The sequence below is a fragment of the Qipengyuania vesicularis genome (assembly GCF_019711415.1).
Lineage (GTDB): Bacteria > Pseudomonadota > Alphaproteobacteria > Sphingomonadales > Sphingomonadaceae > Qipengyuania > Qipengyuania vesicularis.
In genome coordinates this window covers 1008269-1032150 of record NZ_JAIGNJ010000001.1, presented here as the reverse complement: position 1 = coordinate 1032150, position 23882 = coordinate 1008269, and the positions used below count along the sequence as shown (strand labels likewise).

The window sequence follows — 23882 nt, the reverse complement described above, 5'->3', positions numbered from 1 at the left end:
TGCGCCTATTACAAAAAGGGCGCGGAGACCGAAGTCGCCGCGCCCGATTTGCTAGCTTGAAGCGAGAGATTAGCCTTCGGCGTTCTCTTCGCTGTCCGAAGCATCCGCCTCGGCAGTTTCTTCGAGCATGTCGGCGGAGATTTCGCCCGGCTCGAGGGTGGTCTCAATGCGGGTTGCCTCGGCCTGTTCCTCGATCGCAGCCTGCTCGTCTTCGAACATCTGCGCGAGAACGTCGACGCCCTGCGTCTGCAGTTCGGCTTCGTCGTCCGAACGGGCGACGTTTGCCTTGATTGTGACCGAGACTTCCGGGTGGAGGTCGACGCGCACGTCATGCATGCCGATCGTCTTGATCGGGTTGCCCATGATGACCTGCTTCTTGTCGATCTCGTGACCCTTGTCGGCGAGGCCGTTGACGATGTCGCGCACGTTGACCGAACCATAGAGCTGGCCGGTGTTCGAGGCAGCGCGGATCAGAATGATTTCGACGCCATCGACCTTCGTGCCAGCCTTTTCGGCTTCGCTACGACGCTCGGCGTTTTCCTTCTCGAGACGATCGCGGTTGGCTTCGAAGACCTTCTTGTTGGCTTCGTTGGCGCGCAGGGCCTTCTTCTGCGGGAGAAGGAAGTTGCGTGCGTAGCCGTCCTTCACGGTGACGACGTCACCGATCGTGCCGAGCTTCTCAATACGCTGGAGGAGAATGATATCCATGGTCGTTCTCCTTACTTCACGATGTAGGGCAGCAGGCCGATGTGGCGAGCGCGCTTGATGGCCTTGGCCAGTTCACGCTGCTTCTTCGCGCTGACGGCGGTGATGCGGCTGGGGACGATCTTGCCACGCTCGGACATGAAGCCCTGCAGCAGACGCGTGTCCTTGTAGTCGATTGCCGGCGCGTTCTTCGCGGAGAACGGGCAGGTCTTGCGGCGGCGGAAAAACGGGCGGGCCATCAGTCACGCTCCTCACGGTCACGGCGCTTCTTCGAGTCGCGCTCGTTCTTGCGCATCATTACGCTGGGACCTTCTTCGTGCTCTTCAACACGAATGGTCATGTAACGGATGACATCTTCGTTGATGCGCGTCTGGCGCTCGAGCTCGGAAACAACGGAGCCGGGGCCCTCGATGTTGAGCATCACGAAGTGTGCCTTGCGGTTACGGTCGATCTTGTAGGCGAGGTTCTTGAGACCCCAGGTCTCGGTCTTGGTGACCTTGCCTTCGTTTGCTTCGACGATCTCGGTCGCCGTGGCTGCGAGCTGGTCAACCTGAGCCTGGCTCAGGTCCTGTCGCGCCAAGAAAACATGCTCGTAGAGAGCCATGCTCTTGTCCTTTCAACTGCTGGCCGATCGTTGGCTTGTCCGCGGGATTGCGGGGCCCCTCCGGCTTTCTTCGAATCCCTGCCCGGAAGCGAGGGATGCGCGCACATAGCGGGAATCGGCAGGATTGCAAGCCATCTGACGCCTTGCAGCGGCGGAACGGGCAGGGCAGGGGGCCGTTGGGGTTTGAAACTGAGGAGAGTGTGTGTGCCCGGTGGACTTGTTGCGTTGCTTGATGATGTCGCGGTCATTGCCAGAACTGCCGCCGCTTCGATAGACGATATCTCGGTCGCCGCAAGCAAGGCTGGAAGCAAGACCGCCGGTGTGGTTATCGATGATGCCGCGGTCACGCCAAGCTATGTCACGGGTCTCGACCCGAGCCGCGAACTCCCGATTATCGGCCGCATCACTCTCGGCAGCCTCAAGAACAAGCTGCTGATCCTCCTCCCCGGCGCTCTCCTGCTCAGCTGGTTCTTGCCTCAGGCGATAATCTTCATCCTGATGCTCGGCGGGGCCTACCTGTCCTATGAAGGCGCCGAGAAGGTCATGGAGAAGCTGGGCGAGGAGAAGCACGGCAAGACCCTGGAAGACGAGATCGAGGATCCGGTCGAGTTCGAGAAACAGCGGATTTCCGGGGCCATCCGTACCGATCTGATCCTTTCGGCGGAGATCATGGCGATTACGCTGAGCGAAGTGGCAGACGAGAGCTTCATCGTGCGCGCGGGTGTGCTTGCGGTTGTGGGCATTGCGGTGACGCTGGTCGTCTATGGTGCAGTGGCACTCATCGTGAAGATGGACGACGTGGGGCTTCATCTTGCGGAAAAACCTTCGGCAAGCGCGCAATCCTTCGGTCGTTTCCTTTTGCGGGCCATGCCCAAGCTACTGGTGGCACTGTCGTTCATCGGAACCATTGCCATGCTTTGGGTCGGCGGCGGCATTATCGTCCACGGCACGCATGAGATCGGGTGGGATTTCCTCTACGATATCGCACATGGCGCAGAATATGCCGTTAAGGCGGCGACGGGTTCGCTTTCGGGCATACTGGGCTGGGCCGCCTATGCTGCCGTTTCGGCGCTGGTGGGCCTGCTGCTCGGATTCATCCTCGCGGTCCTGATCCACAAGGTCCTGTTTCGCGGCGAGGGCGCACACTAAGCGGGAGCGCCGGCGCAATACATCATTTTGTGTCCCACCGGCCCCCTTAACGTGATAAGCACCATGATCTAGCAGAACAGGCGTTTTTCAGGGGGTAGCGTGCGCCGCGGAATTCTGTTCCTTTTATGCGCAATGCTGTTCGCGGGGCTTATTCCTGGCGGCAACCCGGCACATGCGCGCGCGCTCGATTTGCAGGCCCACATGTGTGTCGGCGGTGCGGAAAGTGCCTCCGAGGCCTTGGATTTGGCCTCCGACCGGCTCGACTGCGGCGATGGGCGCTTCGCCGAACGCGATCGGTTCGTGCGGACCCATGCAGAGCTGCCTGCGGATTTCGAGCAGGGTGAAGACGAGCTGCTCTGGCAAACGGATCCGGCGAATTTCGAGCGCATGATCCTGCGGTTCACCTATGCCGGGGGAGAGCAGAGGACGATAGAGTTCGGTCCCGAGACGGCCGGCCGCAACTGGTTTGCCATGGGGCGCTTCAGCGTGAGGGTGCCAACCACCGGCCAGCCGCTCCGCGAGGTCGACATGGTGGTCGAACAGCCCAAGACCTACAGTGTTGCGCGCGCCGCGCGGCTCGTCGAGAGCGGGGCTGCACAGCAAGAGCATTTCACCCGATCCCTGGTCTATGCGCTGATGTGTGGTTTCCTGATCCTACCGATTGTCTACGACCTACTGCTGGCGCGTTTCCTGCCCTTCCGCTTCATGCTGTGGCATGCCGTTATGACTGCTTTCCTGCTGGGATCGGTCGTATCGAATTCGGGCCTCGTGTATCAGCTCTTCCCCGATCTCCCGCTGGGCGTACGCTCGCACCTCAACACGACTACGCTGGCACTCGCTCTGGTGGCGGCGGTCGGGTTCCTGCTCGACATCCTCGAGAAGGGAACGGTCCCGACCCGGCTCGCACGGGCGGCGATTGGCCTAACGGGCCTGATGATCCTCGCCAAGGTCCTGACCTTTGTGGAGATCGAATCCCTTCGCATCGTTTCCCACGAGCTCTTCCTTTACTCGCTAGTGCCACTCACGGCCGCACTGATCGCAATCATCGCCGTGGCCTTGGCGCGGAAGAGCCGCGCGGCGGGATTCCTTGCTATCGCATTCTCCGGCCTGATCATTACGGGCTTCCTCCGCATACTGATCGGAAGCGGGCTGTATCGGCCGTCTTTCCTGCTCGACGACTTCCTGCTTGCCGCAATGGTCGTTCTCGTCCTCGGCAGCGCAGCTGCCGTCGGCGATCGGTTTACCGTCCTGCGCGTGGAGCGCGATCGTGCTCGGGTCAGCGCCATCAAGCTCGGCCGCATGGCGATGAGCGACCCCCTGACCGGTCTGGGCAACCGGCGCGCCTTCAACTCACTCCGCCATATCGAGGACGGGCAAGCCATGCTCGTGGCCGATATCGATCACTTCAAGGCGATCAACGACACCAACGGTCATGTCATGGGCGATGCCGTGCTGTGTCACATGTCCAGCCTGATGCGCGACAGTTTCGGCGACGTCCCGGATTCCACGATCTACCGCCTCGGCGGAGAGGAATTCGCGGTGGTCTTTCGTTGCGATGACGAGGAGAAGCTGCGCCAGGCCGGAGAGAAGTTGCGCGATTCCATCGACAGGAAGATGGCATCGAACTCCTACGGCATTCCTCCGGCGACGATCAGTGTCGGCGGCGCACTCGGGGGAGGCAGGAGCGTGACCGAAGTGTTTCAGGAAGCCGACCAGGCGCTCTACAGCGCGAAGCAGGCCGGGCGGAATCGCTGTGCGGTTAAATGCTATGGCTCCTCGCCGATCGTGGTCGATTTCAGGCCCCGCGGAGTGGGTACCTAAGGCAACCGCTCGAACAGGCGGCGCGCAAATTCGGAAAGTGTATCGTCGCGCGCGCCCATGACGACGATGCGGTCACCGGGGCGGGCCAGATTGACCAGCCGGTCCTCGACTGCCTTGCGTGACGGGATGTATTCGGCGCGTCCTCCTGCATCCTCGACCAGCCGGATGATCCGCTCGCTCCCCTCGCTTCGGTCGACCGTGCCGCCGAAGTAAACCGGATCACACATGAGCAGGCGATCGTCATCGGACAGCTCGTCGGCAAAGGTCTGGGCGAGCTCCGCGCCCATCTGGCGCAGCGGGCCGTAGCCATGTGGCTGGAAGAAGGCGAGCACACGGCCAGGATGCGCGCGCAGCGTCCGCAAGGTTGCCGCGCATTTCTCCGGATTGTGGCCGAAATCGTCGATCACGGTGATGGCCGAGTGATTAGTCCCCACGATGTCGAAGCGGCGCGCAAGACCTTCGAAGCGAGCCAACGCCTCGACTGAGGCGGCAACGGGCACGCCCGCAGCAGCCGCACCGGCGATTGCGGCCAGCGCGTTCGACAGATTGTGCTGGCCGGGCATATTCAATGTCAGCGCGTGCTGCGAGCCTTCGTGACGGTCCACGACAAGCGCGGCCTGCCGTGTCGGCCCCTCTGCGATGCTGCCCGGCACGATGCCGATCTGCGCCTTTTCCTGATCGATCCCGAAGGTGATCACTTCCTTGGCGTGTGGCAGCAGCGCCAGCGCTTCCTCGTCATCGGCGTTGATGACCGAGATGCGGCTGCGGGAGAGATAGTCGCCGAAAAGCTGCCGGAGTTCCTCCATGCTCTTGTGGTCGAGGCTGACGTTGAGCAGCACGCCGACCGCCGGGCGATAGAGCGCGATCGAGCCGTCGCTTTCATCGACTTCGCTGACATAAAGGCTCTGGCTGCCGACAACGGCGCTGGCGAAGGGGCGCTCGGGCGAGACGAAGTTCTTCATCACCGCGCCGTTCATGATCGTCGGCGCGCGCCCCGTTGCTTCCAGGATCCAGCCGAGCATGCCGGTGACGGTCGATTTCCCGCTGGTCCCGGCAACGGCAAGACCGGCACCGCTGGTGTTGAAGAGGATCGAGTTGAGCTCTGCGCGGGTCAGCCTCAGGCACCTGAATTCGTTGGCGCGGCCGATCTCGGGCACCGTGTCCTCGATGGCGGCGGAGGCGACCACCACCTGGTCCCCGGATGTCACCCCGCTGCCGTCCTGCGGGTGCAGTTCGAAACCCTGGCGTTCGAGCGCGGCGAATTTCTCTGGCGTGCGGCCCTGGTCGAAGCTGCGATCGGAGCCGGCAACCTTGGCTCCGCGGCCTTTCAGGATCTGCGCAAGCGGCAGCATACCGGACCCGCCGATCCCCACGAAGAAAAACGGGCGCGCGAAAAGTTCGTCAGGGCTGGGGAAGTCGGTCATCCCAAACGCGCTATGCAGTTGTAAGCGCGAAGACAAGCGGGCATGGTCGCACGCGTGCACCGACCGATCCGAAAAGTGGCGATCTGCGCGCCCGCGACCCCCCTGCGTCGGAAGTATGCCGAAGCCGTATCTGCGCTGGCGGCTGAGGAGTTTCCTGCAGTCGATCTCCAGTTCCACGAGCAGTGCTTCGTCGAGGATGGCCATTTTGCCGGAAGCGACGAGGTGCGTCTCGCCGCGCTGCTGGACTGTGTAAATGATGCCTCCGTCGACGCCGTCTGGTTCGCGAAGGGTGGATATGGTTCGAACCGGATTGCAGCGGAGTTCCTGGGGAAGGCTGATGTGGAGGCAGGCAGGAAGACCTACATCGGCTATTCCGACTGCGGCACGCTTCTCGGCGGTCTCTATCGCGCAGGAATAGGGCGGGCAGTCCACGCTCCGATGCCGGTCGATATCAAGCGCGAGGGTGGCGAGTATGCTGTCCGCCGCACGCTTGCCTGGATGTCCGGGAACGACGAAGGGCTGGAACAGGGCCTGTCGGGCAAGCCGGCTGTGGCCTTCAACCTCTACACGCTCGCCATGCTGGTCGGCACGCAGATGATGCCGCTGCTTGAGGGCCATGAAGTGCTGATCGAGGAAGTCGGCGAGTACGAGTATGCCATCGACCGGCTGATGTTCCATCTTGTCGAGCATTTGCGTGGCATTGCCGGTATCCGCCTGGGAGAGGTGACCGCGATTCCCGAGAATGACCGTCCCTTCGGCGCCGACGCGGAACAGATCGTTCGATACTGGTGCGAGCGCTACGGCATTGCCTATCTCGGCCGCGCTTCGATCGGCCACTCTGCTACCAACAGGATCGTGCCCTTCGGCCTTGAGGCTTGAGCGATGCGGGCCTAAGCGGCCCGGCACAAGGAGAGATTCATGACTGCATTCATCTTCCCCGGGCAGGGGAGCCAGAAGGTCGGCATGGGCGTCGAGCTCGCCGAAGCCAGCGCCCATGCGCGCGAGGTGTTCGAGGAAGTCGATGAGGCGCTGAAGCAGAAGCTGTCCGGCGTGATGAGGGATGGGCCCGAAAGCGAGCTGACACTCACTTCGAACGCCCAACCCGCCATCATGGCAAACTCCATCGCCACCCTGCGCGTGCTGGAGAAGGAATTCGGTGTGGCGCTGTCCGACAAGGCAAGCTGCGTCGCCGGTCACTCGCTCGGCGAATACAGTGCGCTGTGTGCGGCAGGTGCGTTCGGCCTCTCCGAGACCGCCAAACTGCTCCGCCTGCGTGGTATCGCCATGCAGGATGCCGTGCCCATCGGCGTCGGCGCCATGGCCGCGCTTCTCGGGGCGGATATCGAGAAAGCCACTGCGCTCGCCGAGGCTGCCGCCGAGGGTCAGGTGTGCGAGGTCGCCAACGACAATGATCCCACGCAGGTCGTTATCTCGGGACATGCCGAAGCGATCGATCGCGCGATCGAGCTGGCAAAGGAACACGGCATCAAGCGCGGCATCAAGCTGCCGGTGTCGGCACCTTTCCACTGCTCACTCATGGAACCGGCTGCACAGCGCATGAAGGCCGCGCTTGAAGAAACCTCTCCTGGTGCGTTCACCGTTCCGCTCTTCGCCAATGTCACCGCCGCGCGCGTCAGCGATCCGGCGGAAGAACAGCGACTGCTCGTCGAACAGGTCACCGGCCGCGTCCGCTGGCGTGAAAGCGTGCTGGCCATGCGCGAGGCGGGTGTTGAACGCTTCGTAGAGCTTGGGGGCAAGGTGCTCGGCCCAATGGTCGGCCGCATCGACAAGGAGGCGACCACGGTCAGCCTCGTCACCATGGATGATCTCGAGAATTTCGCGAAGGAGCACGGCTGATGTTCAACCTCGAAGGCAAGACCGCTCTCGTTACCGGCGCAAGCGGGGGTATCGGATCCTCCATCGCCTACGCACTGGCGCGCCAGGGTGCACGGATCGCCCTGTCTGGTTCGAACGGCGACAAGCTCCGCGCATTTCGCGAACAGCTCAATGCCGATACCGGCGGTGACCATGTCGAGATTACCTGCAATCTCTCGGACACCACGCAAGTCGAAGAGCTGATTCCCGCAACGGTCGACACGCTCGGCAGCATGAACATCCTCGTCAATAACGCTGGCATAACGCGCGACAATCTCGCCATGCGGATGAAGGACGAGGAATGGGACGAAGTGATCCGCATCAACCTCGAGGCCAGCTTCCGCCTGATGCGCGCCAGTGCGCGCCCAATGATGAAGGCAAGGGGCGGCCGCATCATCTCGATCACCAGTGTCGTCGGCCACACGGGCAATCCCGGCCAGATGAACTACGTCGCGGCGAAGGCAGGCCTGACCGGTATGAGCAAGAGCCTCGCGCAGGAGTTAGCCAGCCGCAACATCACGGTCAATTGCGTGGCACCCGGCTTCATCCGAACCGCGATGACCGATGCACTCACTGACGACCAGAAGGCCGCGATCAATGGTCGTATCCCGATGGGCCGCATGGGCGAGGGTGACGAGATCGGCGCAGCCGTGGCCTATCTCGCCAGCGACGAAGCAGCTTACGTGACGGGTCAAACGATCCATGTGAACGGCGGCATGGCGATGCAGGGCTGATAGAGGGAATAAGTAAGTGAAGGACGATGATGAAAAACTGAAATTCGAAGATAGCGAGTTTAGCGAAGAGACGAGGGAGGCGTTGGTAGAGGAAATAGATTCTCGTCTTGGTGAAAGCGCCGCTTGCGAATTATGCGGAAGTAGTGATTGGAATGTCGACACACGACTTTTGATCTTCACCCCGGGTTACTTAAGTAACGGTAAGTTTGGTCGTTATCCCGAAAAAGGGTCTCCACACGTTAGCCTAATATGCCAGAATTGTGGGAATGCTAAGTTCTTGCAGGCAATCTACTATGAGAGCCTGAAGCCTCTGATGGAAAAAGCAGATGGCTGATGATTCACTAAAAATTTCCAGCGCTGCGCAGGCGACATTCGTCACCGTCCAATCTGAAAGCCTTTGCCACTACATCACAGACGATGAATTGGACAAAGTTTCGCAGATGAGCCGAGAACCAGTGAGCGAGATTTGCATCGTATCGATCGGCGCATTCATAGGTTCGTTGTTCCCGGCTTTGGATGCAGTTTCCCAGCTAAGATTGGAAGCTGCTAAGGCCGATTTTACCGACATTGTGACATTTTTGATTGCAGTTGCATCGTTCGGGATCGCGTGCGTGACGGGCTTTCTGTGGAGTAGGCGTGCGGAATCCAGCACGGCATTAGTCAAGAAGATCCGCTCCCGGCCACGGGTGCGAGTCGAAGCTGGCTAGAGGTTATCCCCAAGGGAAATCCGCGCTTTGGGGGGTGAAGCTTGCGAGCCATGACAGCATAGCTAAGGTCACTATCCGTATTCCGGCGCTGGTGGAGCGATTCCGGCCTTCACCGCGCCCAGAAGGGACGAAAGAAGGACCATGAAGGCCACAATCGAACGCGCGACGCTGCTGCGCTGTCTCTCCCACGTCCAGTCGGTGGTCGAACGCCGTAACACGATCCCCATCCTCTCGAACGTGCTGATCGAGGCAGAGGGCGACGGGCTGAAGGTGATGGCGACCGACCTCGATTTGCAGGTGATCGAGCATGTCGAAACCGCAGGTGTAGAAAGCGAAGGAGCGATCACCGTTTCGGCGCATCTCCTCTTCGACATCGCGCGCAAGCTGCCCGAGGGCAGCCAGGTAAGCCTCGAGACCGCCGAAAACCGGATGGACGTGAAAGCTGGTCGCAGCCGCTTCAAGCTGCCGACACTGCCGCGTGATGATTTTCCCGTGATTGTGGAAGGTGATCTGCCGACCAGTTTCACGCTGCCTGCCAAGACCTTGGCCGAGCTGATCGACCGTACGCGTTTCGCCATCTCAACCGAGGAAACGCGGTATTATCTCAACGGTATCTTCCTGCACGTGTCGGATGAGGACCAGCCGGTCCTGAAGGCTGCGGCCACCGATGGTCACCGGCTTGCGCGCTTTACGCTGCCGCGCCCGGATGGCGCGGAAGGTATGCCGGACGTTATTGTGCCGCGCAAAGCCGTTGCCGAACTGCGCAAGCTGCTCGACGAAAAAATGGATGGTGACGTCCAGATCGACCTGTCGGCCAGCAAGATCCGTTTCACGCTCGGCGGCGAAGGCGGCGTGGTGCTGACCAGCAAGCTGATCGACGGCACTTTCCCTGACTATTCGCGCGTCATCCCGACGGGCAATGACAAGCTACTCAAGATCGATCCGAAGAGCTTCTTCGCCGGTGTCGACCGCGTGGCGACCATCGCCACCGAGAAGACCCGCGCGGTGAAGATGGGCCTCGACAAGGACAAGGTAACTCTCACTGTGACCTCGCCCGACAACGGCACCGCCTCTGAAGAATTGGCCGCCGAGTACGCCTCGGACGGTTTCGAGATCGGCTTTAATGCGGGCTATCTCAAGGATATCCTCAGCCAGATCGATGCCGACGAGGTCGAGATCCACCTCGCCGACGCCGGTGCCCCCACGCTGATCCGCAAGAATGACGACAGCCCGGCGCTATACGTCCTGATGCCGATGCGGGTGTGATCAGGTGGACATAGGACCGGAGGCTTTTTTGGTCCTGTTTCCATTCTTCTTCGTTGGAATGTGGCTCCTGGTCACAACGGTACTGGCGAAGTTATCCGGATGGATTTTGTTGCAGGATGTCTTCGAGGATCGCTCGGAACGACCCTTGAAGCGGTTGCATATGCGCTCGGGCTTGCTCGGTAGTGGTGCCTTGGGAAATCCATGGGGCAACGTAAGCTATAGCAACTGCCTGACACTCGATGCTTGCGAAACGGGCCTAAGGATCAGGATCATGAAGATCTTCGGACCATTCCTTCGACCAATTTTCATTCCGTGGGCTCAATTGAGGCCGCAGCGCGCACGCTTGCTGTTGGCGAGATACTATCGCCTCGAACTCGGGAACTCCGGTCGCCTCTTGTCGATCAATGCGCGTACTGCTCGCAAATTGGCGGAACATTCCAAAGGTCAGCTTGTCCTGCCGGTTGACTAGCTCCTCAGGTGGCCCGAAGGAATGTGGCGAGCAAAAGGAGTACCACATGGCCCACGCCGTCCACGTCGATAAGAACGATCTCTCTTCTGCAGAAATCGCCGATATTGAAGAGCCTGTTCTCGCAGACGGGGCCGTGCGGCTTGCAATCGAGAGCTTCTCGGTCACCGCGAATAATGTGACCTACGCCGTGGTCGGCGACGGGTTCGGATACTGGAACTTCTTCCCTGCACCCGATGGCAAGGGAATCGTGCCCATGTGGGGCCATGCGAAAGTGGTCGAGAGCAACCATCCCGAATTCGCCGCAGGAGAGCGCGTCTATGGCTATCTTCCCATGGCCGATACGCTCGATGTCTCGCCGGGCAAGGTGACCAAGGGCGGCTTCGTCGACATGGCCGAGCATCGCCAGCCGATGAGCCCGATCTACAACCAGTATTCGCGTCTAGCCGCCGATCCCGAGCACGATCCTGCGCGCGAGGGTGAGCGGATGATCTTTGGTCCTCTGTTCAAGACCGGTTTCCTGATCGAGTATTTCATGCGCTCGAACCACTGGTTCGGGGCAGGGCAGGTGATCCTGACCAGCGCCTCTTCGAAAACGGCCATGGGTCTCGCGAGCGTGGCCAAGCGCAATTCACCGCAGGTGAAGCGTATCGGGCTGACATCGTCGGGCAACGTCCAGTTCGTGAACGACAGCGGCCTTTATGACGAAGTGTTGTCCTATGACGAGGTTTCCAGCCTTGGCCACGATGCCAGCGTTACCGTGGACTTTGCCGGCAATGCGAAGCTGCTCGGTCAGCTGCACCACCAGCTCGGCGATGATCTCAAGTACTCCTGCCTCGTTGGCGCTACGCATATCGAGGAGCGCGGAGCCGGACTTGGCGCCGGTGCGGACCTTCCCGGGCCCACGCCGACACTGTTCTTCGCACCCGATCACGCGGTGGCGCTGTTCAAGGAACACGGTCCCGAGAAGGCAGGCGCGATGGTGGCCGAGAGCTGGCACGGATTCCTCGAGGATGCAGGCGGATCGATCGAGATCGAACGCCACAGCGGCCTCGAGGAAGCCCGCAACGTCTTCGTCCAGATGCTTGGCGGCAAGATCGATCCTGCCAAGGGGATCGTGATCGAGCCTTAGGCCGGAAAACCTTACTCGGCGGCCTCAGCCAGTTCTGCGCGCTGCGGGCCACGGATTAGGCCGCCCGGTGTCTCGCCTGTCCATTCGCCCTCGCGAAATGTGACGGTGCCGTTCTTGATCGTGGCGACATAGCCCTCTGCCTTCTGCAGCAGGCGCTTGCCGCCCGCGGGAAGGTCGAAGGCAAGCCAGGGCTTGCCGAGCTTCAGGCGCTCCATGTCGATGATGTTGATATCGGCAAGATAGCCCGGCGCGAGCACGCCGCGATCCTCCAGCCCATAGAGCCGCGCAGTATCGGAACATTGCCGCTTGATCGCATTCTCGAGGCTGATCGTGCCGCGCGACCGGTCGCGAACCCAATGCTGCAGCATGAAGGTGGGCGATGCTGCATCGCAGATCGTGCCGCAATGCGCGCCCCCATCCGACAGCGAGTTTACCGTGTCATCGGCCTGCTGGAGGTCGTGGAGGAAATCGAGATTGCCGTCCGCGTAATTCAGGATCGGCAGGTAGATGAAGCCCTTTCCATCGTCGCTGCAGAGCAGATCATAGGCGTATTCGTCGCCCGAGACCCCGGCAGCCTTGGCACGTTCGAGAATGCTCTCAGCCGCAGTTGGTTCGTAATTGAAGTCGGGATCCATCTCGAACTGCATGTTCCAGCCACCGCAGACCACCATGATCAGGCCGATGATGTCCTGGTTGACCTCGGAAAAGTCGTGCTGCTCGGCCAGCATCCGGGCCTTGAAGTCCGGATCGAACAATTTCGCTTTCTGCTCTTCCCAGGGCAGTTCCTCGATCTCTTTCCAGCTCGGCTTGAGGCGGAAGGGATGCACGGTGCCGCGCCATGCCATGACGATCCCATTCCCGCGCAGCGCGATCTGAGCGACGATGTTGGCGCCATTGTCGTTTTCCGCGCGCATGGAGGAAATCTGCTCGTCGAGCGGCATTTCCTTGGCGATCGATTGCAGCGCGGCATAGGTGCAGGGAAGGCCGGTCTCGCGGCTCAGCGCTCCCATCCAGCCAAACTCGTCCCAATCGCGCATCATGTCGCTCGCCATTTCGAACACGCCATGACCTGCGCGGCCCATCGCGCGGCCGATCTCGATAAGCTCTTCCTTGGTGGCGGTCGTACCGGGGACGACTTCGCCATCGACATCGCGGTGGAGAACGGTGCGCGAGGTCGAGAAGCCTAGCGCACCCGCCCGCACGCCTTCCTCTACAATGGCAGACATTTGCCTGATGTCTTCCTCCGTCGGCACTGCGCCGGGCCGTTCACGCTCACCGAGAACGTAGGCACGGACCGAGCCATGCGGGACATGCGTGCCGACATCGACGGTACGCGGCAGCTTTTCGAGCGCATCGAGGTATTCGGGAAAGGTTTCCCAGTCCCAGCTCATACCTTCGGCCAGTGCAGTGCCGGGGATGTCCTCGACCCCTTCCATCAGGCCGATCAGCCATTCGTGCTTGTCTGGCTTGGCAGGGGCGAAACCGACGCCGCAATTGCCCATCACGACCGTGGTCACGCCATGCCAGCTGCTTGGCGCCATTTCCTGATCCCACGTCGCCTGTCCGTCGTAATGGGTGTGGATATCGACGAAGCCGGGGGTCACCAGCAGGCCCGAGGCATCGATCTCCTCAGCAGCATCGCCGCCTACCTGGCCCACCTGCGCGATCAGCCCGTCCTTCACGGCAATATCGCCGGTAAAGCGCGACTCCCCGGTTCCGTCGACGACAGTCCCTCCGCGAATGATCAGGTCGAATGCTGGCATGGTGTTGGCTCCTCTCTCGGAAGAGAAGGTTCCACATTGCAACCTATGAGTCCAGAGAGACTAGTCGGAGCGGGGCGACATCCGGACGGTCAACAGGATCGCGAGGCCGACCAGGAAAAGGATGTTGATTGAAAGCATCCCGATCCGCTGGTTGCCCGACCACAGCGTGAATTGCTCGACCAGCAGTGGGCCCATCCAGACAGTGATCGTGCCCGCGATGGCATACAGCCCGAAGAACTCTCCGCTCCGTCCGGATGGAGCGAGAGCGACCAGCATTGTCCGGCTGGAGGAGATGCTCGCCGTCACCGTGATTGCAATGATGCTTACGAGGCCAAGATACACAAGGTCGGACAGGGACTGGAACACCAACCCATCCCAGATTTGCGAATTGGCGACGAGGCCGAGAAACAGGTGATCCTGCGTCACGGATAATTGGACAAGGCCCGCAACAATCATCGCGACGACCTGGATGACAAGGGCTCGTTTGACGCCGACTTTGCCTTCAAGCCAGCCGCCGAAGATTCCTCCCGCAAAGGCGCACACGCTGGCAAAGATGGCGTAACACAGCATCTCGAGGAAGTTCCATTCTAGGAACAGCGCTACATAGACCGCGCTCAGCGCAAGCAGGGCCGCCATCCCGTCCGCATAGAACATGCGGGCGAGCAGGAACTTCATGAGCTCGCGATAATGCGTTGCTTCGCGCAAGGTCTGAAGGACACTGCGCGCTCCTTCGCGAAACGCCTTGGGCCAGCTCGCGCCCGGTGTTCCGGGGTCCCTGGCGTGAAGGAAAAACGGGACCGAGAAACCAGCCAGCCAGACTGCGCAGATCGGACCGGCGAGCCTTGCATGTTCGAACTTGGAGAGATCGACTCCGAATTGCGGCTCGGAGAACGGCCAGGAGATTAGTTCCGGCAGGACGAAGAGGAGGGCGATTGAAATGAAGATCAGTGAGGCGGCGAGGTTGCCGAGGCCAAGCCCAAGGCCCGAAATCATCGCCAGTCGCTTCGGTTCACCCGCCACGCTGAGCATCGCGTTATGCGTCACCTCCGAATAGGTGTAGCCGACGTAGGCGATAACCAGCAGCGACATGATCGTCGGTACCGACAGGCCTTCTCCACCGGGCATTGCGAACCAGAGCAGACCGGAACACGCCACAATTGCGCCAAGGAAGACGGCGAGAATCGGCTTCAGCCTGCCCCCGCGATCAAGCGCCGCGCCGAGGAAAGGAGCGGTAAGGGCGGCGATCATTCCCGCCCACTTCGTTACGGAGGCGATCGTCGCCTGTCCTTGCGCGTTGGCGGCAGCGCGCGCTTCTTCCGCGGCAAGCCCATCCAGTTCGCTACTAGCGAGCAGGTCTGCTCCGATGATGTCGCGCGCGAAATAGGGCGCGAAAATGTAGATGACGATCAGGATGTAGTAGGGGTTGCGGGCCCACTCGAAGACGGCCCAGGCGAAGCCGGTTCTGCCCAACGCGCCACCGTCACCGTGAACTGGCCTCGCCGCCAGCGGGCGGTCCAGTGGATCGGGCGCGGCGCTTTCCACTAGCCGCGCCGTGCCGGATCAGGCCGCGGCAAGGGTCTCGCCATCGGGCGCGTCCAGGAACCTGCGAAGGATCGCAACGCTTTCGTCGGCGTGGGTGAGCAGGAACAGGTGTCCGCCACCCTCGATCACCTCGAGCTGAGAATTCCGGATTGCGGAGGCCAGGATCTTGCCGTTGATCAGCGGGACGATCTGATCGTCGTCGCCCATCATGATCAGCACGTCCTTGTTCATGAAGGGAAGGGCGGGAAGGCTGGTCCAGCCGAGCATGGCGATAAGCTGGTAGAAATAGCCGCGCGGAGAGGGCGGCTTCAGACGACCGATGTGGCTGTCCTTCTGGTGTGCCGCACCGTCCTTGTCGACCCCGCCATAGAGCGTGGCGAAATGCTCATTCATGAACTCGGGATCGATGTAGCGGCGCGGATCGGCCATCTTGGTAAGCGCGGCGGGGTTGCCCGGAATCATCAGCATGCCTGCCGTGGTCGCGGTGAGGACGAGCCGCCGCGTACGGCCAGGATGCTGGAGCGCGAAATGCTGTGCCATCGCGCCGCCCCAGGACACACCCATGACATCGACCTGGTCGATGCCGAGCCGGCCAAGGATCTGAGCAGCAGTCCAGCACATTGTGAAGGGATTATAAGGCACGGTCGGGTCGGGGCTTTCGCCGGTCCCCGGCATGTCGAACATCACGAAGCCGCGCTCGGTCAGCATTTCCGCGAGCGGGGCGACTGCCTCGATATTGGCGCCGATGCCATTGAAGAACAGCAGGGGAGGGTGATCGCTGGGTTTGTCGAGCCGCCAGTGCGCGACCCGAAGGGTGCGACCGCCCACGTCCATCATTTCGACCGTAGCGGTCATGTCGTTCTTCGATTTTGAATTCACGCGATTGTGTCCCGAATGGCCCTTAGCAGGCTTCCATAACGTATAGTCCGGGGGCGGGGTCCAGAGGCGGATAGGCCTTGTTCCCCGTTTTCGCCGGAGCTTTTTTCTTCTTGCCCGAGCGGGTCTGCACCCAGTTCATCCAATATGGCCACCACGAACCCGCAACCTCCTCGGTACCTTCGAGCCACTGGTCGGCGGTTTCGGGCAGCTTCTTCTTGTCGTCCTTCTGGATGTAATACTTTGCCTTCGGGTTACCCGGAGGGTTTAGAATCGCCTGCATGTGCCCGGAATGCGACAGAACGTAGGTGATGTCCTTCGATCCGAAGAGCCGGGTCGAGCGATAGGTCGCCTTCCACGGGGTGATGTGGTCAGTTACGCCCCCTAGGATGAACAGGTCGCTGGTGACCTTGGACAGGTCGATCTTGTGGTCGACCATCTCGACCTCGCCCTGCCTGGTGAAGGCGAGCGTTTCGAACACGGTCAGGAAGTCGCCCATCAGTGCGCCGGACAGGTTGGTCGCGTCGGCGTTCCAGAAAAGCACGTCGAATGCCGGCGGATCCTGGCCGAGCAGGTAATTGTTGATGACGTAGTTCCAGATGAGATCGTTGGGCCGCAGCCATGCAAAACCGCGGGCCAGATCGTCGCCCTTGATGACGCCCTTCTTGGAGGCGCGGCGGCGGGCGAGTTCGAGGCCGTTCTCGCTGACGAGCGAGCCTGCCTCGATATCGTTCTGCTTGGGATGCAGCACGCAGACCATCAGCGTGAGCGAGCCGAGCAGATCGTCTTCGTCGGAGGCCATCTTGCTGGCCAGCATGGATGCGGTCTGGCCACCCGAACAGCCAGCCGAGACATTGACCTTCTTGCTGCCGGTGATCTTGCTGACCGCCTCCATCGCCTCGCGGCAGGAGCGGACATAGTCGGCCATGTCCCAGTGCCCCTGGTCCTTAGTCGGGTTCTTCCAGCTGATCACGAAGGTCTGGATGCCGTTGTCGACCTGGTACTTCACGACCGACTTCTCCGGCGAAAGGTCGTTGATGTACATCTTGTTGATCTGCGGCGGGATAGTCAGCTGCGGGATCTCGTATACCTCGTCCGTCGTCGGTGCGTAATGGACCAGTTCCATCATCTCCGTGCGCAGGACGACATCGCCTTTCGAGGTCGCGATATTCTCGCCAAGTTTGAACGGCTTCTTGTCGACCTGGCTGACCATGCCCTTGTTGTGGACCATGTCGTCGTATGCATTCTTGAGGCCCTTCACGAGGGAGAGGCCGCCGCTCGTGATCGCCATCTTCTGCGCCGAGGGGTTGCCGATCAGCGTGTTTGTCGGCGCCAGGCTGTCGATGATTATGTTCGAGATGAAGCGGGCGCGATCCTTTTCCAGTTCGTCGAGTTCGAGGTCTTCCAGCCACTGTGAGGCGCCTTTTTGCACTGCCAGATAATATTGCATGCCGGCTCGCATGAAGGGGTTGTACTGCCATGCAGGGTCCTGGAAGCGCCGGTCCCTCTTGTCGGGTTCAAGCTCGCTCTGGCCGGTCATGATCTTGATCATGTCCTCGCCTATCGCCTGTCCGTGTTTCATCAGGCGCTGCGGGTCGGAGGCGGTTTCGCGCAGCATGACGGCTACGGCACCGAATATGTCCTCCCGGGTCAACCCGATCAGGGGACCGAGGGCGCTGGTGTGCTGGGCGGCTTCGTCTTCGAGCTTGGGCATGGGCGGGGTCTGTCCTCCTAATTCGGTGTTCGGGCGATCAACGGACGGTGCGACCCTGCCGTTCCGATCAGCGTAATGCCGCGATCATGCTTTCGATGTCGACAAATTTCTCGCGCGGGCTCCCATCACGTGCTGCGGCGGCCTCGGCCTCCTCGATCTTCTGCCAGTCGCGGAACGTCACCACGTCGAGGCCGCGTTCCTTCGCCAGTTCGTCGAAGCCATCACGACCGCGCTTGCGCGATCCTTCACCGATATCTTCGGCAACCAGCTCGATAACACCGTAGCCATCGGGGCGGTTGGTGCCGATCGTGCCGGTGGGGCCGCGCTTGGCCCAGCCCACGCAATACAGCCCGGGAAGGATACGACCCTCGTCATTGGCGAAGCGGCCTGCCCGCTCGTCGAATGGCACACCCTCGATGGGGGAGGAGCGATAGCCGATACATGTCACCACCAGGTCGGCGGGGACCTCGTACGTCTCGCCCGTTCCCACGGCTCGGCCCTTCTCGATCGTCGTGCGCTCGACTTCGACCGCGCTGACCTTGCCATCCTTGCCCAAGAAGGCCTTGGGATTGGCGAAAAAGTCGAACTCGATCGTGATCGGGGTTTCGCCGTGGATACTTTCCGGGATGGCAGCGAAATCGCGCAGGAGCGTGACCGATTTACGCAGTCCCGGCTCGAGGATCGCATCATCGTCTTCGGGGGGCAGATCGGCTTTGTCGACCTGCGGGCTGGCGCGCTCGAGCTGCATGAGCTCGCCCAGTTCCTTGGGTGTCATCATGATCTGGTGCGGGCCTCGCCTGCCGAGAATTGTCACAGTTTCGAGCTGCGAACCGCGCAGGGCGTCGAGTGCATGGGCGACAATATCGGACCCGGCCATCTCGCTCTCGGTCTTTGAAAGGATCCGGGCCACGTCGAGCGCGACATTGCCCATGCCGACCACCACCGCGTGCTTGCCGGAAATGTCCGGGCCGAGTGAAGCGAACTGGGGGTGACCATTGTACCAACCAACGAAGGCCGCGCTGCCGAAGACGTTTCCGAGGCCCTCTCCCTCCAGGCCCAGCTCGCGGTCATGCGGTGCGCCGGTCGCGAAGACCACAGCATCGTAGAGGTCCTGCAATTCGTCGACGCTTACATCCCTGCCTACATGGACATTGCCGACGAACCGGACGTTCTCGGTTAGCGCTGTCTTTTCATAGCGCAGCGAGACCTTCTTGATCGACTGGTGATCGGGGGCGACGCCGGTACGGATCAATCCATAAGGGACTGGGAGCGTGTCGAACACGTCGATCCGTACATCCTCGCCCCACTGCTTTCCCGCTGCTTCTGCTGTGTAATACCCTGCCGGACCCGAACCGACGATGGCGATGTGACGCATAAACGGCCCTCTCCCAAGCGCGCGTGGGCACAATGGCGGGAAGGGCATCCGATGGCAAGCATTCGAGACGCAGCGCGCGGCTACGGTGGGAGGTAATGGTTATGCGTTTGGTAAGGAATTCCGCCTAATTGCGGATCGCAAGGAAAACGACGCGACCATGCGTCGGTGGGAAGCGGGTCCGGAACTGGGAAGCGGATGGCAGGATTATTCTCGAAAGGGGCGAGGTCCGAGAAAGTCGCGGCCGGCGAAGCCTCGTTCGTGCCTATCTCCGAGGACGACTTCGCCCGTCGTGTAGAATTGCTCGACAGCTTCGAGAATTCGGGACTGGGGTGGTTCTGGGCCACCGACGCGCAAGGCCGGATCATATATTTTTCGCAGAACGCCAAGGACCGTCTCGGTCTTTCCGACAGCGACATTATCGGGAAGCCGCTGACCGATATCCTGCAAAGCGACGATGCCGACGAAATGGGTGAGGATAGCGATGGCGAACGCCCGCTCGCCTATTACCTCGGGGCGCGCAATTCGATCACGAAGCTGCCGGTGAGGTTCGTGGCTGCGGACCAGGATTTTTACATGGAGATCGCCGGAAAGCCGCAATTCGACGGGAAGCACCGTTTCTGTGGCTATCGCGGTAGCGCCAAGGACATCACAAATACCCGCCAGACCCAGCGCGATGCCAAGAAGCTCGCGCAATATGACGCGCTGACAGGTCTCGCCAACCGCCACCGCATGAACAAGCGGCTGGAATCGATGCTGCACCAGTATCGTGCTGCGAAGCGAGTCTGCGCACTGATGATGCTCGACCTCGACCGGTTCAAGCAGGTCAACGATACGCTGGGTCACCCGGCGGGCGACGAGCTGCTGAAACAGGTCGCGGCACGTCTCAGCCAGATATTCGGCCAGAAGGGGGAGATCGGTCGCCTCGGCGGGGACGAGTTCCTCATCATGCTGCCCGACATCGACGACCGCGGGGAACTCGGCGACTATGCCTCGCGCATAATCCAGATGGTGGCACAGCCCTATTCGATCAACGGATCACGGGCCATCATCGGCGTCTCGGTCGGAGTGGCCATCGCCCCTTACGACGGGCTCGATGCCGAAGAACTGGTCAAGGCAGCCGACCTCGCGCTCTACGAGGCCAAGGGCGGCGGGCGCGGGCAATACCGCTTCTATTCGCGCGAACTGCAGGAAGGCGCGAAGATGCGCCGCCAGCTCGAAGAGGACCTGCGCGACGCCTTGGTCAAGGACGAGCTGGTCATGCATTACCAGCCCATCGTCAAAACTTCGGACTACAAGCTCTCCGGATTTGAGGCCCTGATCCGCTGGGATCACCCCGATCGCGGGTTCGTGTCTCCCGAAATTTTTATCTCATGCGCCGAAGACATCGGCATGATCGGTCAGATCGGCGAATGGGCACTGCACCGGGTATGCGAAGAAGCTGCCGAGTGGCCCGTCGAGCTTCGCGTTGCCGTTAACGTGTCACCGACCCAGTTCACGAGCAGCGATTTCGTGCAGGTCGTGCAGCGCGCCCTGCAGAAGTCGGGCCTTGCGCCTGATCGGCTCGAGCTCGAAATCACCGAGAGCGTGTTTGCCGGCGATGACCTGCTGACGCGCGAAATTTTCAAGAGCCTCAAGGAATTGGGTGTCCGTCTGGCGCTCGACGACTTTGGGACGGGATATTCCTCGCTCAGCTATCTGCGCAACGCGCCCTTCGACAAGATCAAGATCGACCAGAGCTTCGTCCGCGGCTCGACAGAAGAGGGCAACAACAACTCAGCGATCATCAGCGCCATCGTCAGCCTTGCCAACGCGCTCAAGATGGAAACTGTCGCCGAAGGTACCGAGACGAAGGACGAACTCGAACTCGTCATCAAGCGCGGTGCCAGCCACATCCAGGGCTACATCTTCTCGCGGGCGATCAGCCATAAGGAAGCGCTCGAACGTCTCCAGAAGGGCGAGCTCGCCTACGAACCCAAGGGACCGGAGCGCTATCGCGCCGACCGCAAGACAGTGCTGCGCAAGATTGGCCTGATCCATGACGATCACCGCTATATCGTCACGCTGCGCAACATCTCGAAGACAGGTGCGCGTATCGAAGGACTGCTCGACGTGCCCGTCGGGACAGATGTCGTGCTCGATCTCGGAGATGGCCAGCTGGCGGTTGCCACCGTCCGCCGTTCGAAAAAGCATGTTCAGGGCGTGGAGTTCGAGACCCAGCTCATCAGTGATGGTGCGGACGGCTTATGCACCCGACACCGTGTTTCGCCTTACGACATCCAGGCGGCGGGTCGGCCCCTCGCTGCCTTGCCGCAGGATGCATACGGCATGCTGTCTGGCGAGCGCGTGCTTAGCATTCCATTGTTCGCGCAGGCCGACATCTAGAGGCCTCATCGCGTCGCGCAACAAAGGCGAATCCGCACCGAGCGTTAGGCCAATGCTAACCATTTCTGGCTAGGCCATCTGAACCAAACATCGCTTCGACGGGGTTGAGAGTCCATGGGCGCCATGCCCTTCACCGATTTCTTCAAAGGCTGCAAATCTAACGAAAACGCGGCAGAGGACGGGCGTTACATACCGCCCGCACCCGAGTTCTCGGGATCGGACAAGCTCGCAATCGTCGAGCAGCTCGAGAATTCCGGCGTCGCCTGCTTCTGGGCGACCGATGTCCGCGGAGTCCTGACCTATCTCAGCCCAGCGATATTCGAGCAGCTGGGCAGGAAAGGCGACAAGGCCTTCAGCGAGCCGCTCCAGCAAATTCTCCTTCCCGTGCCGGGCGATGGCGACGCTCGCGGATTGGGCTTGAAGCTCGGTACGCGAAAGAGCTTTGCCAACCTGACGGTCGAAACGGGTGATCCGAAAGCGGACCTCGTGCTTCGGCTGTCCGGGAGGCCGGTCTACGACAAGTCCGATGAATTCGTCGGATTTCGCGGGACCGCCAGCGACATCACCGAAGAGTACCGTAGCGAGGAAGAGGCGAGCCGCCTTGCCAAGTTCGATTCCCTGACCGGTCTGTCCAACCGCCACCGGATGGAGCAGCGGATCGATTCGACTCTCCAGACCTTCCGAAGCGCCAAGCGTGCAGCAGCATTGATGATGCTGGACCTCGACCGGTTCAAGCAGGTCAACGATACGCTCGGCCATGCTGCTGGAGACCAGCTCCTGCGCCAGGTCGCAGAACGCCTCAACACCGTGATCGCCGGTCGCGGAGAGATCGGACGTCTGGGCGGTGATGAATTCCAAGTCCTCATTCCCGACATGGACGATCGTGGCGAGCTGGGCGAGATCGCGAAGAAGATCATCCAGATGCTCTCGCAGCCCTATTCGGTCGAAGAGGGGCGCTGCACGATCGGATGCTCGGTTGGTGTGGCTGTCGCACCCTATGACGGGGTCGAACGCGAAGAACTCACCCGGGCCGCCGACCTCGCGCTCTACGCGTCGAAGAATGGCGGTCGCGGCCAATTCCGCTTCTACGCCGCCGATCTTGAGCATGAGGCGAACCTGCGCAAGCGCATGGAGGAAGACCTCGCGGCCGCTATCGAAGCGGGCGATTTCAAGCTCGAATACCAGCCTTGCGTTGCGCTAGGCGCGAACGAGGTGGTCGCACTCGAAGCCCAGTATTGCTGGGAAGACGAAGAACGTGGCCGCGTGTCTCAGGAAACCTTTATCCCGGTAGCCGAAGGCAGCCGGCTGATCATTCCGATCGGCGAATGGGCGCTGCGCAAGGCTTGCGAGGAAGCTTGCGAATGGCCCGAAAGCCTCCGCCTTTCGATCAACATTTCCCCCGTCCAGTTCGAGGCAAACGGCTTCGTAGAGATGGTGGAGACTGCACTCAAGGAAACCGGGCTTGACCCGGCGCGCCTCGAGCTGGAGCTCAACGAATCCGTCCTGCTCGGCGATGCCAGCAAGGTCGACGCAGCGCTTGGGGCCCTGTTCAAGCTCGGCATTCGCCTGACGCTCGACCAGTTTGGAACGGGACTTTCGTCGCTCGCCTATCTCCGCCGCGCACCGTTCAATTCGCTCAAGATCGGGGCGAACTTCTTCGAACCGGTCATGGGCAACGACCTGGGAGATATGGAGCTCGTCCGCGCGGTCGTCGCGCTGGCACGGGCGATGGGAATGGAAACCATCGCGACCGGTGTCCATGCGATGGACCTGATGAACGAGCTGAAGAATATCGGGGTCGGACAGGTCCAGGGTTACGTCTTCTCCGATGCGGTCGCACAGGAAACCGTGCTCGAAGAAATCGCGAAGGGCGATTGGGTGCTCGAGCCCACGGACAACGGCAGCCAGCGCGCGAGCCGTCGCACTGTGTTCCGTAAGATCGGGCTGATCCACGAGGATCACTACTACGACGTGACCTTGCGCAACATGTCGCGCTCTGGCGCGATGATTCAGGGCCTCGAGGATGTCCCGGTGGGCACGCAGTTCGTGCTCGACTTCGGGCAGGGCCAGCTCGCCGTGTGCACTGTGCGCCGGACAATGGACGATACGCAGGGTGTCGAATTCGAGCAGGAACTGGTCGACGACGGGGCAGGGGGGCTGTGTACGCGCCACCGTGTCAGCCCCTACGCGCTGGCTGCCGCGGGTGCACCGCTTACCGCACTTCCGCCGGGCAAATACAGCCAGGCCCCGGAAGCTGCGCCGGGCAGTTTCGCCCAGTTCAAGCTCTCCGCAAATGCTCCCAAGCAGGGCGGCGGTCCGCAGGATAGCTGACCTTCTTCTTGGCCTG

Annotated in this window: 20 protein-coding genes; 11 read left to right on the top strand and 9 right to left on the bottom strand. The window is 61.2% G+C overall.

Annotated features, from left to right (window positions below):
• Positions 1 to 69: 69 nt before the first annotated feature.
• From rplI to rpsF, 3 genes are read right to left on the bottom strand one after another with little or no spacing between them, the layout of a single operon-like run.
• The gene (rplI, locus tag K3146_RS05115; protein WP_221545082.1) at positions 70 to 708 is read right to left on the bottom strand and encodes a 50S ribosomal protein L9; all 639 of its coding nucleotides are present in this window, start codon (positions 706 to 708) and stop codon (positions 70 to 72) included.
• Positions 709 to 719: 11 nt separating this feature from the next.
• The gene (gene rpsR / locus K3146_RS05110) at positions 720 to 944 is read right to left on the bottom strand and encodes a 30S ribosomal protein S18 (protein ID WP_040964018.1); all 225 of its coding nucleotides are present in this window, start codon (positions 942 to 944) and stop codon (positions 720 to 722) included.
• Positions 944 to 1309 (bottom strand): 30S ribosomal protein S6, encoded by a 366-nt coding sequence (rpsF, locus tag K3146_RS05105; RefSeq protein WP_040964017.1) that lies wholly within the window; start codon positions 1307 to 1309, stop codon positions 944 to 946. The genes rpsR and rpsF overlap by 1 nt, the downstream gene beginning before the upstream one ends.
• A 204-nt stretch (positions 1310 to 1513) precedes the next feature.
• Here rpsF and K3146_RS05100 point away from each other — a divergent pair, with 204 nt between their 5' ends.
• Both K3146_RS05100 and K3146_RS05095 read left to right on the top strand, forming a co-directional pair.
• The gene (locus tag K3146_RS05100) at positions 1514 to 2458 is read left to right on the top strand and encodes a DUF808 domain-containing protein (RefSeq protein ID WP_221545081.1); all 945 of its coding nucleotides are present in this window, start codon (positions 1514 to 1516) and stop codon (positions 2456 to 2458) included.
• Between the two features lie 99 nt (positions 2459 to 2557).
• Complete coding sequence (locus K3146_RS05095) at positions 2558 to 4279, top strand: sensor domain-containing diguanylate cyclase (RefSeq protein ID WP_221545080.1); 1722 nt, start codon at positions 2558 to 2560, stop codon at positions 4277 to 4279.
• On the opposite strand, the gene K3146_RS05090 is transcribed toward K3146_RS05095, so the two are convergent.
• A complete protein-coding gene (locus tag K3146_RS05090) occupies positions 4276 to 5703 on the bottom strand; it encodes a glutamate ligase domain-containing protein (RefSeq protein WP_221545079.1) in 1428 nt (475 codons plus the stop codon). The two genes, K3146_RS05095 and K3146_RS05090, sit on opposite strands and share 4 nt — an antisense overlap.
• 42 nt (positions 5704 to 5745) lie before the next feature.
• On the opposite strand from K3146_RS05090, the gene K3146_RS05085 reads away from it, so the two are divergent.
• The 7 genes from K3146_RS05085 to K3146_RS05055 all read left to right on the top strand — a co-directional run bounded on the left by K3146_RS05085 (position 5746) and on the right by K3146_RS05055 (position 11883).
• Positions 5746 to 6582 (top strand): LD-carboxypeptidase, encoded by an 837-nt coding sequence (locus tag K3146_RS05085; RefSeq protein ID WP_221545078.1) that lies wholly within the window; start codon positions 5746 to 5748, stop codon positions 6580 to 6582.
• A 39-nt stretch (positions 6583 to 6621) separates the two neighbouring features.
• A complete protein-coding gene (fabD, locus tag K3146_RS05080) occupies positions 6622 to 7560 on the top strand; it encodes an ACP S-malonyltransferase (protein ID WP_221545077.1) in 939 nt (312 codons plus the stop codon).
• Entirely contained in the window at positions 7560 to 8312 is a 753-nt protein-coding gene (fabG, locus tag K3146_RS05075; protein ID WP_221545076.1) for a 3-oxoacyl-[acyl-carrier-protein] reductase, read from the top strand. Before fabD ends, fabG begins: the two co-directional genes overlap by 1 nt.
• Before the next feature lie 16 nt (positions 8313 to 8328).
• Complete coding sequence (locus K3146_RS05070) at positions 8329 to 8646, top strand: hypothetical protein (protein ID WP_221545075.1); 318 nt, start codon at positions 8329 to 8331, stop codon at positions 8644 to 8646.
• Positions 8639 to 9019 (top strand): P-loop NTPase family protein, encoded by a 381-nt coding sequence (locus K3146_RS05065; RefSeq protein WP_221545074.1) that lies wholly within the window; start codon positions 8639 to 8641, stop codon positions 9017 to 9019. Before K3146_RS05070 ends, K3146_RS05065 begins: the two co-directional genes overlap by 8 nt.
• A gap of 141 nt (positions 9020 to 9160) precedes the next feature.
• Positions 9161 to 10285: a DNA polymerase III subunit beta gene (gene dnaN, locus K3146_RS05060; protein WP_221545073.1), complete on the top strand. Its 1125-nt coding sequence runs from the start codon at positions 9161 to 9163 to the stop codon at positions 10283 to 10285.
• Positions 10286 to 10800: 515 nt separating this feature from the next.
• On the top strand, positions 10801 to 11883 hold the full coding sequence (locus K3146_RS05055; RefSeq protein ID WP_221545072.1) for a DUF2855 family protein: 1083 nt from the start codon (positions 10801 to 10803) through the stop codon (positions 11881 to 11883).
• An 11-nt stretch (positions 11884 to 11894) separates the two neighbouring features.
• On the opposite strand, the gene K3146_RS05050 is transcribed toward K3146_RS05055, so the two are convergent.
• The 5 genes from K3146_RS05050 to K3146_RS05030 form a co-directional block, all read right to left on the bottom strand.
• Complete coding sequence (locus tag K3146_RS05050) at positions 11895 to 13646, bottom strand: N-acyl-D-amino-acid deacylase family protein (RefSeq protein ID WP_221545071.1); 1752 nt, start codon at positions 13644 to 13646, stop codon at positions 11895 to 11897.
• A 60-nt stretch (positions 13647 to 13706) separates the two neighbouring features.
• On the bottom strand, positions 13707 to 15188 hold the full coding sequence (locus K3146_RS05045) for an MFS transporter (protein WP_221545070.1): 1482 nt from the start codon (positions 15186 to 15188) through the stop codon (positions 13707 to 13709).
• An 18-nt stretch (positions 15189 to 15206) separates the two neighbouring features.
• The gene (locus K3146_RS05040) at positions 15207 to 16043 is read right to left on the bottom strand and encodes an alpha/beta fold hydrolase (RefSeq protein WP_247711009.1); all 837 of its coding nucleotides are present in this window, start codon (positions 16041 to 16043) and stop codon (positions 15207 to 15209) included.
• A 46-nt stretch (positions 16044 to 16089) separates the two neighbouring features.
• Positions 16090 to 17778, bottom strand: a complete 1689-nt coding sequence (locus tag K3146_RS05035; RefSeq protein ID WP_221545069.1) for a PHA/PHB synthase family protein — start codon at positions 17776 to 17778, stop codon at positions 16090 to 16092.
• A gap of 67 nt (positions 17779 to 17845) precedes the next feature.
• Positions 17846 to 19153: an FAD-dependent oxidoreductase gene (locus K3146_RS05030; RefSeq protein WP_221545068.1), complete on the bottom strand. Its 1308-nt coding sequence runs from the start codon at positions 19151 to 19153 to the stop codon at positions 17846 to 17848.
• A 195-nt stretch (positions 19154 to 19348) separates the two neighbouring features.
• Between K3146_RS05030 and K3146_RS05025 the strand changes: the two genes are divergently transcribed.
• Positions 19349 to 21535 (top strand): EAL domain-containing protein, encoded by a 2187-nt coding sequence (locus K3146_RS05025; protein WP_247711008.1) that lies wholly within the window; start codon positions 19349 to 19351, stop codon positions 21533 to 21535.
• 114 nt (positions 21536 to 21649) lie between these two features.
• Positions 21650 to 23866 carry a sensor domain-containing protein gene (locus K3146_RS05020; RefSeq protein WP_221545067.1) on the top strand — a complete coding sequence of 739 codons (2217 nt, stop codon included), beginning with the start codon at positions 21650 to 21652 and terminating at the stop codon, positions 23864 to 23866.
• Positions 23867 to 23882 lie beyond the last annotated feature (16 nt).

Bases quoted from the DNA above. Each gene is read 5' to 3' on its own strand.
- rplI (WP_221545082.1), bottom strand. From the start codon at position 708: ATGGATATCATTCTCCTCCAGCGTATTGAGAAGCTCGGCACGATCGGT.
- rpsR (WP_040964018.1), bottom strand. From the start codon at position 944: ATGGCCCGCCCGTTTTTCCGCCGCCGCAAGACCTGCCCGTTCTCCGCG.
- rpsF (WP_040964017.1), bottom strand. From the start codon at position 1,309: ATGGCTCTCTACGAGCATGTTTTCTTGGCGCGACAGGACCTGAGCCAG.
- K3146_RS05090 (WP_221545079.1), bottom strand. From the start codon at position 5,703: ATGACCGACTTCCCCAGCCCTGACGAACTTTTCGCGCGCCCGTTTTTC.
- K3146_RS05085 (WP_221545078.1), top strand. From the start codon at position 5,746: ATGGTCGCACGCGTGCACCGACCGATCCGAAAAGTGGCGATCTGCGCG.
- fabD (WP_221545077.1), top strand. From the start codon at position 6,622: ATGACTGCATTCATCTTCCCCGGGCAGGGGAGCCAGAAGGTCGGCATG.
- fabG (WP_221545076.1), top strand. From the start codon at position 7,560: ATGTTCAACCTCGAAGGCAAGACCGCTCTCGTTACCGGCGCAAGCGGG.
- K3146_RS05065 (WP_221545074.1), top strand. From the start codon at position 8,639: ATGGCTGATGATTCACTAAAAATTTCCAGCGCTGCGCAGGCGACATTC.
- dnaN (WP_221545073.1), top strand. From the start codon at position 9,161: ATGAAGGCCACAATCGAACGCGCGACGCTGCTGCGCTGTCTCTCCCAC.
- K3146_RS05055 (WP_221545072.1), top strand. From the start codon at position 10,801: ATGGCCCACGCCGTCCACGTCGATAAGAACGATCTCTCTTCTGCAGAA.
- K3146_RS05050 (WP_221545071.1), bottom strand. From the start codon at position 13,646: ATGCCAGCATTCGACCTGATCATTCGCGGAGGGACTGTCGTCGACGGA.
- K3146_RS05040 (WP_247711009.1), bottom strand. From the start codon at position 16,043: ATGACCGCTACGGTCGAAATGATGGACGTGGGCGGTCGCACCCTTCGG.
- K3146_RS05035 (WP_221545069.1), bottom strand. From the start codon at position 17,778: ATGCCCAAGCTCGAAGACGAAGCCGCCCAGCACACCAGCGCCCTCGGT.
- K3146_RS05030 (WP_221545068.1), bottom strand. From the start codon at position 19,153: ATGCGTCACATCGCCATCGTCGGTTCGGGTCCGGCAGGGTATTACACA.
- K3146_RS05025 (WP_247711008.1), top strand. From the start codon at position 19,349: ATGGCAGGATTATTCTCGAAAGGGGCGAGGTCCGAGAAAGTCGCGGCC.
- K3146_RS05020 (WP_221545067.1), top strand. From the start codon at position 21,650: ATGGGCGCCATGCCCTTCACCGATTTCTTCAAAGGCTGCAAATCTAAC.